The organism is Acinetobacter sp. CAU_H_56 (assembly GCF_058599425.1).
Window position 1 is genome coordinate 248,095 of the sequence record NZ_CM178654.1, and the last position, 16,965, is coordinate 265,059.

A 16,965-nucleotide genomic window follows, 5' to 3' on the forward strand; every position below is an offset into this window, starting at 1 on the left:
CTGTATCTTACATATTAGAAAGAATAGATTCACGAACCTGTTCTAAAGTTGCGTCGATAGACAGCATTACAGCATCAGAACATTGTTTGATGGCAGTATCTGGATCTTTCAGACCGTTACCAGTTACGGTACACACGATCACAGAACCTTCAGCAATTTTACCTGCTTTAATGTCACGGATTGCGCCACCGATAGACGCTGCAGATGCAGGTTCTACGAATACGCCTTCATACATAGAAAGAAGACGTTGCGCTTCCAGAATCTCGGCATCAGTCAGTTCATCGAACCAGCCTTTAGAATCACGAACAACCGCTTTCGCATGGTTCCAGCTTTGTGGATTACCGATACGGATTGCAGTTGCAACAGTCTCAGGATTTTTAACAGGTGCACCACGAAGGAAAGGTGCAGCGCCAGAAGCTTGATAACCTACCATTGTTGGCAGACCTTCAGGTTTAGGACCAGTGAAGGCATCAGTGGCAGCGTCGTAAACCACTTGTTCGAATTGATCAGCAGGTTGATTCGCAACAGCTTCAGTATAACCCATCCAGTGTGCAGTAATGTTACCTGCGTTACCTACTGGCAGGCAGTGGTAATCTGGTGCACGGCCCAATTCATCCACGATTTCGTAAGCAATGGTTTTTTGACCTTGCAGACGGTACGGGTTGATTGAGTTTACGATAGTTACTGGTGCTTTATCAGCGATTTCTTTTACCAGACGCATACCGTCATCGAAGTTACCGCGGATTTGCATGGTGATCGCACCATACATCATTGCCTGCGCCATTTTACCCATGGCAATTTTGCCTTCTGGGATTAAAACAAACGCTTTGATACCTGCACGCGCTGCATAAGCCGCTGCAGCTGCTGAAGTATTACCTGTAGACGCACAGATAATCGCTTTAGAGCCTTCTTCAACCGCTTTTGTTACCGCCATGGTCATACCACGGTCTTTAAATGAACCAGTCGGGTTTAAGCCCTCGTACTTCACATAAATTTCAACATTTTTGCCAATAATGCGCGGAATATTCGCAAGCTTAATCAGTGGCGTGTTACCTTCACCCAGAGAAACGGCTTTAGTAGTTGCAGACACTGGTAAACGGTCGCGATAGCGGTCAACTAAACCAGTATAACGATTGGCATTCGACATGATGATGTTCCAATTGTGTGTAGAGCTTGGCAAGGGGAGAGTGTCCCCTCGACCCGATTAATTATCAAGCGATTCTAAACGAATTCGTACAATTTCGCCATGAATGACAGGAAGAGCTTGAATTTGTTTTAACGCTTCATCCATTTTCGCTTCCTTGACTGGATCAGTCAGGATCACGATAGGAATAAGATCTTTTAGACGTGACTGCTGCAGAATTGCATCAATACTGATGCCTTCGCGGCTTAGGATAGAGGTTACTTCAGCCAGTACTCCGGTCTGATCTTCAGCATTGATCCGGATGTAGTATCCAGTCGTCATTTCTTCGCGTGGCAGGATTGGCAGGTCACTTAAGCTTTCAAAAGCCAGTTGTGGAATTGTACCAGCACCGTCTTCAGTATAAGAAATATCACGTACGATATCCACGACATCTGCAACTACTGCAGAAGCTGTAGGGCCCGCGCCAGCACCCGCACCGTAATACAGTGTAGGACCAACCGCATTGGCTTGAACCAGAACTGCATTTTTCACACCATTCACATTAGCGATCAATTGCTCTTCAGGAATCAGAGTAGGATGTACGCGGAGTTCAATACCGGTTTCAGCACGACGGGCAATACCGAGGTGTTTGATACGGAAGCCCAAGTCTTCAGCATATTTCACGTCTTGTGCAGTAATTTTGCTAATGCCTTCAGTAAAGACTTTATCAAACTGCAACGGAATACCAAAAGCAATAGAGGCCAGTAATGTCAGTTTATGTGCTGCATCGATGCCTTCTACGTCGAAAGTTGGATCTGCTTCTGCATAACCCAGCTCTTGTGCTTCTTTCAGTACATCAGCAAAGGCACGGCCTTTATCTCGCATTTCAGTCAGAATGAAGTTGCCTGTACCGTTGATGATACCAGCCAGCCAGTCAATCTTGTTGGCTGCCAGACCTTCACGCATCACTTTAATAATTGGAATGCCGCCAGCCACCGCTGCCTCGTAAGCAATTTGCACAGCGTTGTCATCGGCAAGTTTGAACAGTTCATTTCCATGTTCAGCCAATAGGGCCTTGTTGGCAGTTACGACCTGCTTGCCATGCAGGATGGCTTCTTTAATCACTTCATAAGCAGGGTGAATACCGCCCATGACTTCAACCACCACATCTACATCAGGTTGACGTACGATGTCGAGCAGATCTGCACTTTGTTTGACTGATTCAGGTAGATCCAGATCAGGACGCGGACGACGCGTACCAACATGGGTAATTTGAATTTCACGACCGGTGCGACGTTTAATCTCAGCAGCATTTTCTTTTAATAGTTTAAGGGCACCACCACCCACAGTACCAAGACCGAGGATTGCCAGACGAACTGGTTTCACGTCACACTCCAAATATAAACAGTTTTTTACGAGAGCCTAGATCATAGCTAAAAAAGCGGCCTGACTCTAGGGTCATTTCAGAATATCTTTATCTATAAAATAAAGTTAAATAACTAATTAAAATGAGTTATTTAAGTCGATCCAATAATTCTGATGTGCTCATATAGCCACCGAGGTAAAGTCCTTCAGAACTGTATACGCCCGGGGTACCATTGACGCCAATATTAAGACCCATTTGATATTGATCTTTCACAGGATTTTTACAAGTAGTAGGAGTGATAGATCCACCAGTGATGGCTTGGTCGAAGGCTGCGCGACGGTCGGAATTACACCAGATGGCTTCCATGGCAGGCATATGCTGCTCGCCACGTGGCCAGGCAATATAACGCACCTCGATGCCTTTGCTGTTCATTTCATCCATTTGTTCATGGAATTTGTGACAATACGGACAGCTGACATCGGTAAAGACATAGATCACATGCTTGGTTTTACCTTTGGCTGGATAGATCAACAGGTCTTCAGCTTTAAGATTTGCAAAGATTTTCTTGTTCACGTCAGATTGCAAGGTTTCGCTGACATTATGCAGCTCTTTATCACCAAGACGAATGACATCGCCCTGAATCAGATATTTACCGTCATTTGTCACATAGACGGGTGCCATACCTTCCAGGCTGACCCAAGACATGTTGGGTACTTCAGTAGTTTTAATACCCGTGATTTTTGCGTTAATTCCCGCTTTTTTGAAATGACTTTCGAGCGTTGAAATCAGGCGTTGCTGTGCATTACGTTCGCTAAGGTTAGAGGCTTCACCCGTCGCCGGTGCACTTGCTGTAAGCGTATCTTGCTTTTTATCTGAATTATTGGAATTGGAACATGCGCTCAGTCCCAGACCGGTAGCAAGCAGACAAGCGATAAAAATTTTGGTGCGGGCAAATGTCATAATAACCCTTTTTTTCTTGGACTAAAAACAGAGCATTAGCATAGCAAAAAAAGATAGAGCTACGTCAAACTTCTCAGTTTATTCTATTTGAATCAGCTCTTAAGCCCGTGGATGATGGGTCGCGTGTAGTTGTTGCATTCTGACTTGTGCCACATGGGTATAGATCTGTGTGGTGGATAAATCACTGTGACCTAGCAACATTTGTACTACCCGTAAGTCAGCGCCATGATTAAGTAAATGCGTGGCGAAGGCATGGCGCAAAGTATGCGGAGACAGTTCAGCCTGAATTCCGGCTTGTAGTGCATAGCGTTTAATGGCATACCAGAAATTCTGCCGGCTCATGATGCCGCCATGCTGGGTGAGGAACAGATAATCAGTCGCTGTCTTATACAATTGCGGGCGTGCCTCTTGCAGGTATTTTTCTACCCATTCACAGGCCATCTGTCCCATTGGCACTAGACGTTCTTTATTGCCTTTACCAACAATACGTAAATAGCCCTGTTTTAAATTAATCAGATCGAGACGCAGATTAATCAGTTCTGTCACCCGTAAACCACAGGCATAGAGGACTTCAAACATGGCACGATCACGTAAACCAAGAGCAGTATTAATATCGGGTGCATGAATCAGCGCTTCGACATCAGCTTCAGACAGGTCTTTGGGCAAAGCACGGCCCAGCTTCGGTGTTTTATGAGCAGCCACCGGATTGTCACTCCGCAGTTTTTGTTCCCGCAGGAATTTATAAAAAGAACGTAAGGCGGACAAACATCGTGCAATTGAACGTGGACTTTTTTGCTGTTTGGTCAGTTCAATAAGCACATCGGAAATATCATCATGGTTCCATTCTGGTAAAGGTTTAACCAGACATTCAGCACACTGAATCAGATCAGACAAATAGGCATTCCGGGTATGGGGGCTCACTGTCTGGGCAATCAGATAATCACGAAAACCCTGTAAGTAACTGAAAGCTTCAGGAATCTGAACTGGACTAGGAATACGAGGTTTTTTATTCAGCATGATGTTTAATGAAGATGATTTTTAAAAGCGAGAAGCCTGATTGCTATTTTCCACTCTAGTTTAATTTTGCTGACATGTCGATGTGCTATACAGTCAAGAAGAAATGTAATTAATACTTATTTGTTAATTATTCTCATTTGTTTGTATACTGTACAAAAGTCTTAGGAATTTTCACGGTGCGTTTGTCTGATTTGAAAGCAAAACAAACTGCCATCATTCGAAAAGTTAATCGAACTACTGATGGTAAAGGCGCTTCCCACGATGTTGTGGCCAGTCGCTTGGAAACTTTAGGTTTTGTACCAGGGACTCAGGTACAAGTCATTACCAAAGGTATTTTTGGTGGGGATCCGATTCTTATTCAGGTGGGGTTTACGCGTTTTGCTTTACGAAAATCGGAAGCGGCCAAGATTGAAATTGAACAGGGAGCCGCGGCATGAGTGATACCTTACGTATTGCCCTTGTCGGTAACCCAAACTGCGGTAAAACTTCTTTATTTAACCATTTAACTGGATCTCGTCAAAAAGTCGGCAACTATGCCGGGGTTACGGTTGAGCGTAAAGTCGGGAATTTTACACTGCCTTCAGGCAAACCGGTACGCGTACTGGATCTGCCAGGAACTTATAGTCTGGATGCCACCAGTCCGGACGAAGAAATTACCCGTAATGTGGTTCAGGGTAAAATTGCAGAAGAAGGCCAGCAGGATACTTTCCTGTGCGTGGTAGATGCAACAAACCTAAAACTGCATCTGGGACTGGTACTGGAAATGATTCAGCTGGGTCGTCCAATGCTGGTGGTGCTGAATATGATGGATGAAGCACGTCGTCGTGGCATGCAGATTAATACCCAGAAACTGTCTGAGCGTTTGGGTGTGCCGGTAGTTGAAACAGTAGCTGTGCGTACTTCAGGGATTGAAAACCTGAAAAATGCATTGGATAAAAACAAATTTTCTGCCCCGCAAACTGAACTCAGTGGTTTGAGTGGTGACCACCATCATCAGATTGCCAGCATTCTGAAAGATGTGGTGAATTATGCCGATCAGGAAGATAAACGTACTGATTTCTTGGACAAGATATTCCTGCATCCGGTATTGGGCCTGCTTAGCCTAGCCATCATGATGTTTGTGGTGTTTCAGGCGGTCTTTGCCTGGGCTGCGCCATTTATGGACGGAATTGAAACTTTCTTCGGCTGGCTGGGCGAGTACATGGGTGGACTGATCGCTCATCCTTTATTAAACAGCTTGGTAGTTGACGGGATTATTGCCGGTGCGGGTGGGGTTGTGGTCTTCCTGCCGCAGATTCTGATTCTATTCTTCTTTATTCTGGTTTTGGAAGAGTCCGGGTATTTACCACGTGCCGCCTTCCTGCTAGATAAATTGATGTTTAAAGCAGGTCTTTCGGGCCGTGCTTTTATCCCTTTATTGTCCAGCTTTGCCTGTGCCGTGCCGGGGATTATGGCTTCACGGACGATTAGTGATCCACGTGACCGTCTGACCACGATTTTTGTGGCGCCACTGATGACCTGTTCGGCACGTCTACCAGTATATGCCTTGTTAATTGCAGCGTTTATTCCTGAGCAAACTGTTTGGGGCTTCATGAACCTGCAGGGTCTGGTGTTATTTGGTCTGTATATGGCCGGTATTCTGAGTGCACTGATTGTTTCCTTTATCCTGAAATTTTTCCATAAAGACAAGTCACAGCACATGCTGTTGATGGAGCTGCCAAGTTACCGCTTCCCGGATGTGAAAAACGTCTGGATTGGTTTGCTTGATCGCGGCAAAATCTTCTTAAAGCGTGTCGGTGGCATCATCTTTGCGTTATCCATTCTGCTATGGTTCCTGTGTACGTTCCCGCAACCACCAGAAGGTGCAACTTTACCGGATATCGATTATTCCTTTGCCGGGATGCTCGGCCATGTGATGCAACCTATTTTTGCGCCATTGGGCTTTAACTGGCAGATCTGTATTGCACTGATTCCGGCGATGGCAGCGCGTGAAGTTGTCGTGGCAGCACTGGGTACGGTTTATGCCTTGTCTGCAGTTGATGAAGATGCCATGTCTGAGGGTCTGGCGGCACTGATTAGTGGCGGTGGTGATCTGGGCTGGTCGATCGCGACCGGCTTGTCTCTACTGGTCTGGTTTATCTATGCGCCGCATTGTCTGGCGACTTTAGCCACTGTGAAGCGTGAAACCGGTTCATGGAAAACGGTCAGCTTTATGACCTTCTACTTGTTTGGTTTGGCATATTTCATGTCATTCCTGACTTATCAAATTGCATCACATTATTTGGGTTAAACTGGCTGAAGAGAAACCTTGGCTAGATCTGACTGATCATGTGAATGGGAGATTGAGATGATTGAAATTCTGATTGTAGCGGTACTGGTTGTCTGGAGTGCGCTCGTGGTATTTAAAAAGGTATTTCCGAATACCTCACGCTCAGTCTTCCAGAAGCTGTCTGATGCCTGTGCAGCCAAGGACTGGCACACGCTGGCGAAATGGTTAAAACCGGCTATGGCTGGTGGCTGTGGCGGTAATTGCGCTTGTCCGGCATCGGAACAAAGCTCAAGTACAAAACCTAAAGCTCAGGCAGTGAAATGGAAGTAAACTTTCATTCTGTTTGAGAATAAAAACTGAGCATGCAAATGAGTGAGGGAGTTTAGAAATAAACTCCTTCATTTTTTATTTTTTAAAAACTTATTGATTTATCTGGGTAAGAAGAGTCCACTATTTTTCTATATATGAATGTAAGCGTTGTCTGATTTTCCTTTCAAGTTATGGATAGCATGGTCTTAACTTTTATTCCCATGATGATGCGAATAAAAATTCATTAATTATTAAACCGATTAAAGATGAAGATTGAACGATATTTTTTTACGCCCTGACACAAAAAATGCCAGAGAAAGTCAAAACAGAAAAAGCATTCAAAACAGCAAAGTGCTACCATTTCGTCAGTTTTAAAATAGACCAGAAAATGGGGCGAAAATGTTAATACAACGTGGTGGATTAAAAGTCGTTGCAGGACTCGGGATTTCAGGTGTTGCAGCGGTCAACTTCTTACATGACCAGGGCTACCGCGTTGCAGTAACGGACTCAAGAGCCACCCCACCGGGACATGACCAGATTCCTGCGGAAGTACAGACCAGTTTTGGCAAGTTTGACCAGAATCTGTTGCTCTCTGCTGAAGAAATTATCATCAGCCCGGGACTCGATCCGAAACTGCCTGAGATTCAAGCAGCACTGGCTCAAGGTATTCCTGTGGTAAGTGAAATCCAGATTTTACGTCGTGCGACGGATAAGCCGATTGTGGCCATTACCGGTTCTAATGCCAAAAGTACCGTAACGACTTTAATCGGTCTTATGGCAGCGAATGCGGGTAAAAAAGTGGCAGTTGGGGGGAATCTTGGTCGTCCAGCACTGGATCTGACCAAAGATGATCCTGAACTGTATATTTTGGAATTGTCGAGCTTCCAGTTAGAAACCACATCAAACTTGCAGGCTGAAGTGGCTGTTGTTCTGAATATGAGTGAAGACCATCTGGATCGTCATGGCGACATGATGGGTTATCACACCGCCAAACACCGTATTTTCCAAGGTGTAAAAAAAGTGGTGTTTAACCGTGATGATTCATTGACCCGTCCACTGGTTCCAGATGCAATACCGATGCAGAGCTTTGGTTTGAATGCACCGGACATCAACCAGTACGGTATTCTCAAAGATACAGACGGCACAATCTGGCTGGCACGTGGTCGTGAACGTCTGCTCAAAAGTTCTGACATGTATATTCAAGGTACCCATAATGTGGCGAATGCCTTGGCTTGCTTAGCTTTAGGTGAAGCAATTGGCTTGCCAATGAGCGTTATGCTGGATACGTTAAAAACCTTCAAAGGCTTGGAACATCGCTGCGAATTTGTTAAAGAAGTGAATGGGGTACGTTATTATAATGACTCCAAAGGAACCAATATTGGTGCAACACTGGCAGCACTTGATGGCTTGGGCATGGCAATCGAAGCTCAAGGTGGCAAAGTTGCCATTATTCTTGGCGGTCAGGGTAAAGGCCAGGACTTTACTGCTTTACGTGACTCATTATCTAAGTATGCAAAAGTAGCCATATTGATTGGTGTGGATCGCCCAATTATTGAAAAAGCCATTACTGGTACGACTGAGCTGGTGCATGCAGAAAGCCTGCAGGAAGCAGTAGAAATTTGCCAGAAGCGCACTCAGGCACATGATGTCGTGTTATTGTCTCCTGCATGTGCAAGTTTTGACATGTTCTCCGGTTATCCGGAACGTGGTCGCAAGTTTGTGGCCTATGTGAATGAACTCAATTAAGAATAACAAGGATTCGTGATATGGCTGAGTTTGCTCAGACTGCGATCAATAAAATTAATCAATTTTATCAGCAGTGGGTACCTAAGCTGCCCGCTGAAGTTAATCCGCGTAATGTGCTGATTTTTTGTGTGCTGGCTTTGCTGTGCATTGGTTCGATCATGGTGGCCTCGGCATCCATGCCTTATGCGGAACGGATGCATGAAAATGCTTTCCACTATGTAACCCGGCATGCGATCTCGATTCTGGTTGCGGCGGGTGCAGCCTTTTTAGCCTATAAAGTTCCATTAAAAGTCTGGTTCAATAACACTTTCTTTTTATGGATTATTACTATTGTTTTGCTGGTCGCCGTACTCTTTGTCGGGACTGAGGTAAACGGCTCCAAGCGCTGGATTCGGGTAGCCGGTTTTACCTTGCAAGCTTCCGAAGTCGCCAAGATCATGATGGCGATTTTTACCGCAGACTACGTCGTGCGTCGTGCTGAAGAGGTTCGTAATAATATCAAGGGCTTGGTACGTTTAAGTGCCATCATGGGTGCAACCGTTGGCCTGATTATTCTTGAGCCTGACTTGGGTGCAACGGTGGTTATTACCCTGACCATGCTCGGTGTATTCTTCCTGGCTGGTGCACCCTGGATTCAGTTCGGTGTTGCTTTTATAACCTTATTAGGTGCGTTTGCTGCTGCGATTGCTCTGGAACCTTATCGTTTACAACGTTTACTGTCTTTCTCGAATCCCTGGGAAGATCCGCTTGGTACCGGTTATCAGCTTTCCAATGCCTTAATGGCCTTTGGTCGTGGCGAATGGACGGGAGTAGGGCTAGGCCACAGTATCCAGAAAATGTCTTATTTACCGGAAGCGCATACTGACTTTATGTTGGCGATCTTAGGGGAAGAATTTGGTTTCTTGGGTATTTCTACTATTCTGATTCTGTCCTTTACCGTGATGGTCTGCTGCATCCGGATTGGGCATCGTGCCTTGCAGCATCAGTACTTGCGTGCAGGTTATCTGGCTTATGGGATCAGTATCATTTTCCTGTTACAGATTCTGGTAAACGCTGGGATGAATATGGGGCTATTGCCTACCAAAGGTTTAACCCTGCCATTTATTAGTTATGGCGGTTCATCACTTATTGTTTGTGCAGTGATGATCAGTTTGATTCTGAAAATTGATTCGACGACCCAGCAGGTCAATCCAAGCCGGGAAGAATCAAGCTTCTAGATTAGACGGACGCTGTGGATCAGGCTGAGCATGGTCAAGTACTGTGCTCGGCATGACAGTCCCACAATTCAGGCAACGCACAAAAGCACTTTTTGCCTTGGAAAGTGGAACCAGCGGAATAAAAAATAAAGAAAAATAATTACGCTGCTGTTTGAGTTCATACCCAGAACGGGTTCGGCAGACTGGACAAAGGAACTGGCTTTTCTCAATGACCTTGGTTTTCGGTCCTACACCAAAAATAAAAAACATTTTTATGATCCTCACTCGCCTTGGTTATTGCTTTTAGCTTAAGTGAAAACCTGTTTTTATAAATAGTGACCTTGTAGCTCAGTTGTATGCGGGATTTGGGAAATATCCCATTGTGCAACCGCTTGTTCGAGCATATGAGCAGGACGATCCAGTTCTACGGGCACCTGACATAGAGCTTGAAGTGCTTTTTGCAAGAGCAGGGGAGCCTGATCAAGATCCAGTGCCTGCGCCAGATTTTGCTTGGATAGTTTCTGGCCCTGATCATTCATTGCCAGTGGTAAATGCATATAGCTTAAACGCGGATAACCTAACAATTGACCCAGATAAATCTGACGTTCGGTATTATCTAAAAGATCTGCACCACGCACCACATGGGTCATGCCTTGCAGATAGTCATCGACTACGACTGCCAACTGATAATTGATAATGCCATCACGACGTTTCAGTACAAAGTCACCCAAGTCTTTTTTTAACTGTGAACAATGTTGACCTTGCAGGCGATCTTCAAAACAGATTTCAACATCTCCGACCTTGACCCGAATTGCCTGATGTTCGAAAGGCAAACCGAGGTCACGACAGGTGTCTTGGTAAATATGATTGGAGCCCAGCATTTTACGGGTACATTGGCAGGCATAGACCAGACCCTGTTGACGCAGTTGCTGGATCACATTTTCGTAAATATCCAGACGATCTTTCTGGTAAATGATTTCTCCATCTGGCTCGAATTCAAAAGCATCCATGGCACGCAAAATATGTTCTTCGCTACCGGGATAAATTCGGGGGATGTCGGTATCTTCAATGCGGACTAGCCAGCGCCCCTGATGGGCTTTGGCATCGCAGTAGCTGGCAACTGCGGTAATGAGGGAACCAAAATGCAAAGGGCCGGTTGGCGATGGCGCGAACCGGCCCACGTAATTCTCTTCAGCTTTCCCTTCCTTTGATAAAGGGAGGGTCAGGGAGGGATTACTTAAAGACATGCTTAACCGTTATTTTGCTTCTCTTTGATCTCTGCCAAAGTTTTGCAGTCGATACATAAAGTTGCAGTTGGACGTGCTTCCAGACGGCGCAGACCAATTTCGATACCACAAGTTTCACAGAAGCCGTAGTCATCGTTTTTAATCGCTTCGATAGATTGCTCGATTTTGCGGATCAGTTTACGTTCACGGTCACGAGTACGAAGTTCGATGGCAAATTCTTCTTCCTGAGTCGCACGGTCGTTTACATCAGGGAGCGCAGTGTTTTCGTCTTGCATCGTATTTAAAGTACGATCAACTTCTGACATCAGTTCAGCTTTCCATGCCATCAAGATTTGGCGGAAGTGTTCAAGCTGCCCTTCAGACATGTATTCTTCATTTTTTTTAGGTTGATAAGGTTCAATACCAAATAAGCTAGCAGTAGAACCACCCTCAGTCGTTTTCGGCTTAGATTTGCGCACACGTTTTGTAGGTTTTTCCTCTACAACATCAGTTTGTTCGTCTAAGACTTGATTTTGGTTGTCATTCGCCATTTAGGGCATTCCTCATCATATGCGTATGTTAATACGCAAAAAATATGGTGATATGCAATTTTTATCCACCCTGTAGAAAGATTATCCTCCTACGGGGGTCGTCATCATATAGACTTTTTATGCTTTTTGATAGTCTTTGATGTCTGGATTATAGATATCACATTTCCTTTGGTTGCAATAAAGTAATTAAAAAAAAATAAAATGCAAAGTTAATAACCTGAAATTTCGGTATTAATATTTTGCTGGCTTAAGGTCACACGTTCGATATGTGTATCGAACTCCCCATTTTGTTTCAAATGTAATACACGATAGCCAGGTGCCGCCTGGTCTAGCGCGAATTCATCACTCTTGGGTTTGAACTGTACACTGGTCGATGGCGTCGATAAAAACTGGATACCGTGCCATTTATTGCAGGAATCCTGATGTACATGACCAAATAGAACCAGCTTCACATTCTGGTGCCGGGCCAGTACATCTTTTAGATCTTCGGCATTCTTTAGCCGGTGCTGGTCAATCCAGTGCGACTTCATCGCAAAAGGATGATGATGGCAAGCCACAACCACATGCTGATTTCGGTATTCAAGCAATAATTGGTCCAGCTGTTGCAGTTGAGCCTGTTCTACCCAACCATCTATCCGATCTTGGACTGCACTATTTAGTAAAATCAGGGTCCAGTTGCCAAAATGGATGGCATGTGCCTGATCTCGATCCTGATAAAAAGGAAAGACCTTAATATCATCATGATTGCCCGGAATCTGATAATAGGGCACTTGACAGGACTGGATATATTTTAAATAACGCGTATAGGTTTCTGCGACCGGCACCTGTGCCAGATCACCGGTATGTACGAGTGCATCCATTTCTGGAAAATTGTGCTGAATATGCTGCATGACTTCATGAAAGCTCTGCTCCGGGTTCATATTCGCAAATTCCAGATTGGGCTGATCCATCAAGTGGGTGTCAGAAATCTGGATAATGGTCCATTCTTGTGGTGATGCAGGATTGAATTGTTCCGATGTCATGTCTGCCCCCTTAAACCTGACGGGACAGCCTGTTGATGCTGTTGTAGCCATTGTAGCGCCATAATCACAGGTGCGTTTCTGAGGCGACCATTACTCAGCAGGGCCGGAATATCGGCATAATCCAGAATGTGCAGCTGGATATTTTCTCCTTCATCCGGCATGCCAAAAACACCGCCTTCTTCAGGCAGTTCAGTCTGGGCGACATAAAGATGAAACAGTTCCGAGCAGGCACCGGCAGAAGGATAGAAACTGAAAAGATGCTGCAAGGAATCAATGGTACAACCTGACTCTTCGAAAGCTTCGCGGCGAATACAGGTCTCAGGCGTTTCATTGCCATCCAGTACACCGGCAATGACTTCTAGTTGCCATGGCGTATCCTGATCATCCAGCCCGCCAATACGGAACTGTTCAATCAAGCCGAATTTTTGCTGCTGATCGTTATACAGCAGTACCCCAGCGGCTTCAGGGCGATGGATAAGCTCACGTTGCAATGCAGGTGTATAAGATTCCTGATGGAAGACACGGTGACGTAACGTGACTTTTTCCACCTGAATAAATCCCCGATATAAAAACTCACGGGCCTCTATCCTAAAATCTTTTTTATTATAAGAGGCTTGTTTAATAATATTCATAACTCAGAAAAGGATGAAATAACTTATTTTTTTCATCCTATCTGAGATTTTTATGAAAACAACTGTTTTTTTTACGGTTTTACACCTTGTGGTACAATTTTTGACCAGAGCTGTGGAAATCGTTTTTCATCTGCTTAAGGCCGGCTTCAATCTCTGCCTGCGTTACAGCCGGGGTTTCATCAGCAGATAACTGGCTGGCATAATCCCGCACATTCTGGGTGATTTTCATTGAACAGAACTTTGGTCCGCACATCGAGCAGAAGTGAGCCGATTTATGTGCCGCTTTTGGCATGGTTTCATCATGCATGCTGCGAGCTGTGTCTGGATCCAGGCTCAGGTTAAACTGGTCTTCCCAACGGAACTCAAAACGGGCTTTAGACAGGGCATTGTCACGCGCTTGGGCACCTGGATGACCTTTGGCTAGATCGGCAGCATGTGCGGCAATTTTGTAGGTAATGATGCCGTCTTTCACATCTTTCTTGTTCGGCAAGCCTAAATGTTCTTTCGGTGTCACATAGCAAAGCATTGCCGTACCGTACCAGCCAATCATCGCGGCACCAATGGCCGAAGTAATGTGGTCATAACCCGGTGCGATATCTGTGGTTAATGGCCCAAGTGTATAGAAAGGTGCTTCCTTACAGACTTCCAGCTGCAGGTCCATATTTTCCTTGATCATATGCATTGGCACATGCCCCGGACCTTCGATCATCACCTGTACATCATGTTCCCAGGCACGATGCGTCAATTCACCCAACGTGCGTAGCTCGGCAAATTGCGCTTCGTCATTGGCATCCTGAATACAGCCCGGACGTAAGCCATCCCCGAGGCTGAAAGACACATCATAGGCTTTCATGATTTCGCAGATTTCATCGAAATGGGTATAGAGGAAGTTTTCCTGATGATGTGCCAGACACCACTGTGCCATGATCGAACCACCACGTGACACAATACCAGTCAGACGATTCGCGGTCAGCGGTACATAACGTAATAACACACCGGCATGAATCGTGAAGTAATCTACGCCTTGTTCAGCCTGTTCAATCAAGGTATCTTTAAAGATTTCCCAGGTCAGGTCTTCAGCTACACCGTTGACTTTTTCTAGAGCCTGATAAATTGGTACGGTACCGATTGGAACTGGAGAGTTACGGATAATCCATTCACGAGTTTCATGGATGTTTTGACCAGTCGACAGATCCATAATGGTGTCGGCACCCCAGCGGGTCGCCCAGGTCATTTTTGACACTTCTTCTTCAATACTTGAACCCAGCGCAGAGTTTCCGATATTGGCATTAATTTTTACCAGGAAATTGCGCCCGATAATCATCGGTTCCAGTTCAGGGTGATTGATATTGGCAGGAATAATGGCACGGCCTGCAGCGACTTCCTGACGGACAAATTCAGGGGTGATTTCCTGTAAATTTTTGGCACCGAAATTCTGTCCCGGATGCTGACGCATATCGGTACCTTCCAGCTGACGCAGGTTTTCCCGAATCGCGATATATTCCATTTCCGGCGTAATAATGCCCTGTTTGGCATAGTGCATCTGGGTCACATTCTGGCCAAGTTTAGCCCGGCGTGGTTTTTGAATATGGGCAAAGCGGATATTGGCAGTACGGATATCGCGCAGACGTTGGCGACCAAACTCAGAACTTAAATCATCCAGCATTTCTGTGTCATTACGCTGTTCAATCCAGCCTTCACGCAGATTTAGCAGGCCTTTATTCAGATCAATTTCAACATTTGGATCGGTATAAACCCCTGAAGTGTCATAGACCATCAAAGGTGCATTATATTCACCGCCCAGACCAGTCGGAGTTTCGCTGAGAGAAATTTCTCGCATGGGCACCTGAATATCAGGACGTGAACCTTGCAGATAGACTTTACGGGAAGCCGGCAGAATGCGGGTCAGATCACGCGCTTCCTGTTCGTGTGGAGTAAGGGGAGTTTCAGAAGAAAGATTCGTTAACTGGCTCATTGCAATGATCCTTATGAATGACATCAACGAATCAAGCACGACCAAAAACGTGGACGGAATTATCTGGGAGTAGATAAAACAAGGGTAATCGTTTTTAGATGGCTTGATTCCTACGCAGGTATTAACCTGATCAGGTTCAACGGTACTCACTATCAAATGGCCGAAAAGGCTGATTTAAGTGATCTCAGCGAGTTATTACTCGCGCTCCGTCAAGCGAGGCTAAATCTTAGCTTAGTTGGTATTTAAAAAGTAGCTTTAAATTGGGAGGGGTTGCTGATTTTCGGCTATCTCATCGATTTTTAAGAAAAGATTGTTTTAAAGACAGATCGCATCTTTAAAGCAGTCTTTATTGTAGTTCTGTGAGGGTGGGGTGACTTGGGCATAATATAAAATCTGTTCAGTGCTGGACCGGTCACGATAATCCGCAGCTAAGGCACGCTGACGCTGTTCAGGATTCATATCCAGAAACTCTAAAAATAATTTCGCCTGTGTCGATAACTTGGATTTCTGACCACGCGCTAGACCAATAATAGTTTCCAGATGGCTGGTTTCTACCGAATAACGGTCACGATAATCCTCAGAGATTGGCGATTGCTCGCTGCCTCTGAATAGGAAATAAGTATATTGTTTCAGCAGATATTCGGCATCACGCTGATAACTGCTTTTTGGATAGGTTTGCAGATAATCTTCCCAGAATAGAGCGCGAGCGGCAATATTGGCAGCTTCAAGCTGTAAGCGTTTTTCGACCAAGACAGGTTCCATATTCTGCTCAGCCAGATTTTCAATAAATACCTTTTCGGCAACCGGTAAATACGGTGCAAAGATACGTGCCAGGTATTCCGGGCTACGACGATACTGCAATGTACCATTGCCCTGATCCAGTAGTTCTACATAGGCCTGACCTTTATGCTTCAATAAATACTGGTCGCGTGTGGTCAACTGTTCAAAGTGGCTTTGTTGGATGGTGGGATGCTGAGCCATATCTAAAGCATATTGCTCGAAAGCACGTTGCTGGAATTCGGTGCGTTCCACATGCAGGAAGCGTTGATACATTTCTGTAGAACGCTGCATCAGGTGTTTCTGCTCGGCCAGTTCCATGAGCGGCAGACACACTTTAAGGTCCTGATTAATCTGTTCCAGTGCAAAAGTGGTGCGCTGTTCATTAATCTGGGACATGTTTTTTTCAATATTTTCACACATGAGGGTGAAATCGTTCGCGGGAGACTGAACGGTTTTAACCTCGGCCTGTTCCATTTCAACTTGCGGTTCTGAGGATTGCTGGCATCCGCCTACGAACAGCAAGCTGCTGAAAACAAAACAAACTTTGAATATCGAATGAATTCGCGTTAACACTATGCTTCAGGACTCTATATAGATGAAATCAGAAATAACTGCCTTACTGGGAGCTATATTGTATAGATCTAATTCAAGTTCTATGTGTAGTATTGTGAATGGCTTTGTTAAGCTAAGATGCGGGATGGGGAAAGTAGGAGGAATATTGAATAAAATCGTGGATCTATAAGAGAAAATTAATAAAAGTCATACGTAAAAAATCAAAAGAAATCTTTAGTAT

Annotated in this window: 16 protein-coding genes and 1 riboswitch; of the genes, 5 read left to right on the forward strand and 11 right to left on the reverse strand. The window is 45.0% G+C overall.

From position 1 onward, the window contains the following. Positions 1-7: 7 nt before the first annotated feature. The 4 genes from thrC to xerD all read right to left on the reverse strand — a co-directional run bounded on the left by thrC (position 8) and on the right by xerD (position 4,466). Positions 8-1,147, reverse strand: a complete 1,140-nt coding sequence (gene thrC / locus AC4MCC_RS01170) for a threonine synthase (protein ID WP_419363942.1) — start codon at positions 1,145-1,147, stop codon at positions 8-10. Positions 1,148-1,204: 57 nt separating this feature from the next. After that, positions 1,205-2,509, reverse strand: coding sequence for a homoserine dehydrogenase (locus AC4MCC_RS01175; RefSeq protein ID WP_005233480.1), 1,305 nt, complete (start codon positions 2,507-2,509; stop codon positions 1,205-1,207). 127 nt (positions 2,510-2,636) lie between these two features. After that, on the reverse strand, positions 2,637-3,449 hold the full coding sequence (locus AC4MCC_RS01180; RefSeq protein ID WP_491885569.1) for a DsbC family protein: 813 nt from the start codon (positions 3,447-3,449) through the stop codon (positions 2,637-2,639). Positions 3,450-3,548: 99 nt separating this feature from the next. Continuing rightward, positions 3,549-4,466, reverse strand: a complete 918-nt coding sequence (gene xerD, locus AC4MCC_RS01185) for a site-specific tyrosine recombinase XerD (RefSeq protein ID WP_159124366.1) — start codon at positions 4,464-4,466, stop codon at positions 3,549-3,551. A 176-nt stretch (positions 4,467-4,642) separates the two neighbouring features. Here xerD and AC4MCC_RS01190 point away from each other — a divergent pair, with 176 nt between their 5' ends. The 5 genes from AC4MCC_RS01190 to ftsW all read left to right on the forward strand — a co-directional run bounded on the left by AC4MCC_RS01190 (position 4,643) and on the right by ftsW (position 10,007). Beyond that, entirely contained in the window at positions 4,643-4,903 is a 261-nt protein-coding gene (locus AC4MCC_RS01190; RefSeq protein WP_004787267.1) for a FeoA family protein, read from the forward strand. Further along, positions 4,900-6,756, forward strand: coding sequence for a ferrous iron transporter B (gene feoB / locus AC4MCC_RS01195; RefSeq protein WP_004787264.1), 1,857 nt, complete (start codon positions 4,900-4,902; stop codon positions 6,754-6,756). The genes AC4MCC_RS01190 and feoB overlap by 4 nt, the downstream gene beginning before the upstream one ends. A 57-nt stretch (positions 6,757-6,813) precedes the next feature. Continuing rightward, positions 6,814-7,065 (forward strand): DUF6587 family protein, encoded by a 252-nt coding sequence (locus AC4MCC_RS01200; RefSeq protein ID WP_262738493.1) that lies wholly within the window; start codon positions 6,814-6,816, stop codon positions 7,063-7,065. A gap of 378 nt (positions 7,066-7,443) precedes the next feature. Next, positions 7,444-8,790, forward strand: a complete 1,347-nt coding sequence (gene murD / locus AC4MCC_RS01205) for a UDP-N-acetylmuramoyl-L-alanine--D-glutamate ligase (RefSeq protein ID WP_491885570.1) — start codon at positions 7,444-7,446, stop codon at positions 8,788-8,790. A 20-nt stretch (positions 8,791-8,810) separates the two neighbouring features. Next, entirely contained in the window at positions 8,811-10,007 is a 1,197-nt protein-coding gene (gene ftsW, locus AC4MCC_RS01210) for a putative lipid II flippase FtsW (RefSeq protein WP_180015015.1), read from the forward strand. Here the strand turns inward: ftsW and AC4MCC_RS01215 are convergent. From AC4MCC_RS01215 to AC4MCC_RS01245, 7 genes are all read right to left on the reverse strand, one after another. Continuing rightward, the gene (locus AC4MCC_RS01215) at positions 9,996-10,256 is read right to left on the reverse strand and encodes a zinc ribbon domain-containing protein (protein WP_180159404.1); all 261 of its coding nucleotides are present in this window, start codon (positions 10,254-10,256) and stop codon (positions 9,996-9,998) included. The genes ftsW and AC4MCC_RS01215 overlap by 12 nt on opposite strands. Before the next feature lie 56 nt (positions 10,257-10,312). Continuing rightward, the gene (gene gluQRS, locus AC4MCC_RS01220; protein ID WP_491885571.1) at positions 10,313-11,233 is read right to left on the reverse strand and encodes a tRNA glutamyl-Q(34) synthetase GluQRS; all 921 of its coding nucleotides are present in this window, start codon (positions 11,231-11,233) and stop codon (positions 10,313-10,315) included. A gap of 2 nt (positions 11,234-11,235) precedes the next feature. Next, complete coding sequence (gene dksA / locus AC4MCC_RS01225; RefSeq protein ID WP_004787252.1) at positions 11,236-11,763, reverse strand: RNA polymerase-binding protein DksA; 528 nt, start codon at positions 11,761-11,763, stop codon at positions 11,236-11,238. Positions 11,764-11,972: 209 nt separating this feature from the next. Next, a complete protein-coding gene (locus AC4MCC_RS01230) occupies positions 11,973-12,785 on the reverse strand; it encodes a metallophosphoesterase (protein WP_491885572.1) in 813 nt (270 codons plus the stop codon). Next, on the reverse strand, positions 12,782-13,417 hold the full coding sequence (locus AC4MCC_RS01235) for an NUDIX domain-containing protein (RefSeq protein WP_491885573.1): 636 nt from the start codon (positions 13,415-13,417) through the stop codon (positions 12,782-12,784). The genes AC4MCC_RS01230 and AC4MCC_RS01235 overlap by 4 nt, the downstream gene beginning before the upstream one ends. 79 nt (positions 13,418-13,496) lie before the next feature. Next, positions 13,497-15,392 carry a phosphomethylpyrimidine synthase ThiC gene (gene thiC, locus AC4MCC_RS01240; protein WP_419374555.1) on the reverse strand — a complete coding sequence of 632 codons (1,896 nt, stop codon included), beginning with the start codon at positions 15,390-15,392 and terminating at the stop codon, positions 13,497-13,499. A gap of 90 nt (positions 15,393-15,482) precedes the next feature. Further along, positions 15,483-15,611, reverse strand: a riboswitch (TPP riboswitch). A gap of 96 nt (positions 15,612-15,707) precedes the next feature. Further along, positions 15,708-16,745, reverse strand: a complete 1,038-nt coding sequence (locus tag AC4MCC_RS01245) for a hypothetical protein (protein WP_491885574.1) — start codon at positions 16,743-16,745, stop codon at positions 15,708-15,710. Positions 16,746-16,965: the final 220 nt, after the last annotated feature.

Coding starts and splice junctions, on each gene's coding strand:
- thrC (WP_419363942.1), bottom strand. CDS start 1,147: ATGTCGAATGCCAATCGTTATACTGGTTTAGTTGACCGCTATCGCGAC.
- AC4MCC_RS01180 (WP_491885569.1), bottom strand. CDS start 3,449: ATGACATTTGCCCGCACCAAAATTTTTATCGCTTGTCTGCTTGCTACC.
- xerD (WP_159124366.1), bottom strand. CDS start 4,466: ATGCTGAATAAAAAACCTCGTATTCCTAGTCCAGTTCAGATTCCTGAA.
- feoB (WP_004787264.1), top strand. CDS start 4,900: ATGAGTGATACCTTACGTATTGCCCTTGTCGGTAACCCAAACTGCGGT.
- AC4MCC_RS01200 (WP_262738493.1), top strand. CDS start 6,814: ATGATTGAAATTCTGATTGTAGCGGTACTGGTTGTCTGGAGTGCGCTC.
- murD (WP_491885570.1), top strand. CDS start 7,444: ATGTTAATACAACGTGGTGGATTAAAAGTCGTTGCAGGACTCGGGATT.
- ftsW (WP_180015015.1), top strand. CDS start 8,811: ATGGCTGAGTTTGCTCAGACTGCGATCAATAAAATTAATCAATTTTAT.
- AC4MCC_RS01215 (WP_180159404.1), bottom strand. CDS start 10,256: ATGTTTTTTATTTTTGGTGTAGGACCGAAAACCAAGGTCATTGAGAAA.
- gluQRS (WP_491885571.1), bottom strand. CDS start 11,233: ATGTCTTTAAGTAATCCCTCCCTGACCCTCCCTTTATCAAAGGAAGGG.
- dksA (WP_004787252.1), bottom strand. CDS start 11,763: ATGGCGAATGACAACCAAAATCAAGTCTTAGACGAACAAACTGATGTT.
- AC4MCC_RS01230 (WP_491885572.1), bottom strand. CDS start 12,785: ATGACATCGGAACAATTCAATCCTGCATCACCACAAGAATGGACCATT.
- AC4MCC_RS01235 (WP_491885573.1), bottom strand. CDS start 13,417: ATGAATATTATTAAACAAGCCTCTTATAATAAAAAAGATTTTAGGATA.
- thiC (WP_419374555.1), bottom strand. CDS start 15,392: ATGAGCCAGTTAACGAATCTTTCTTCTGAAACTCCCCTTACTCCACAC.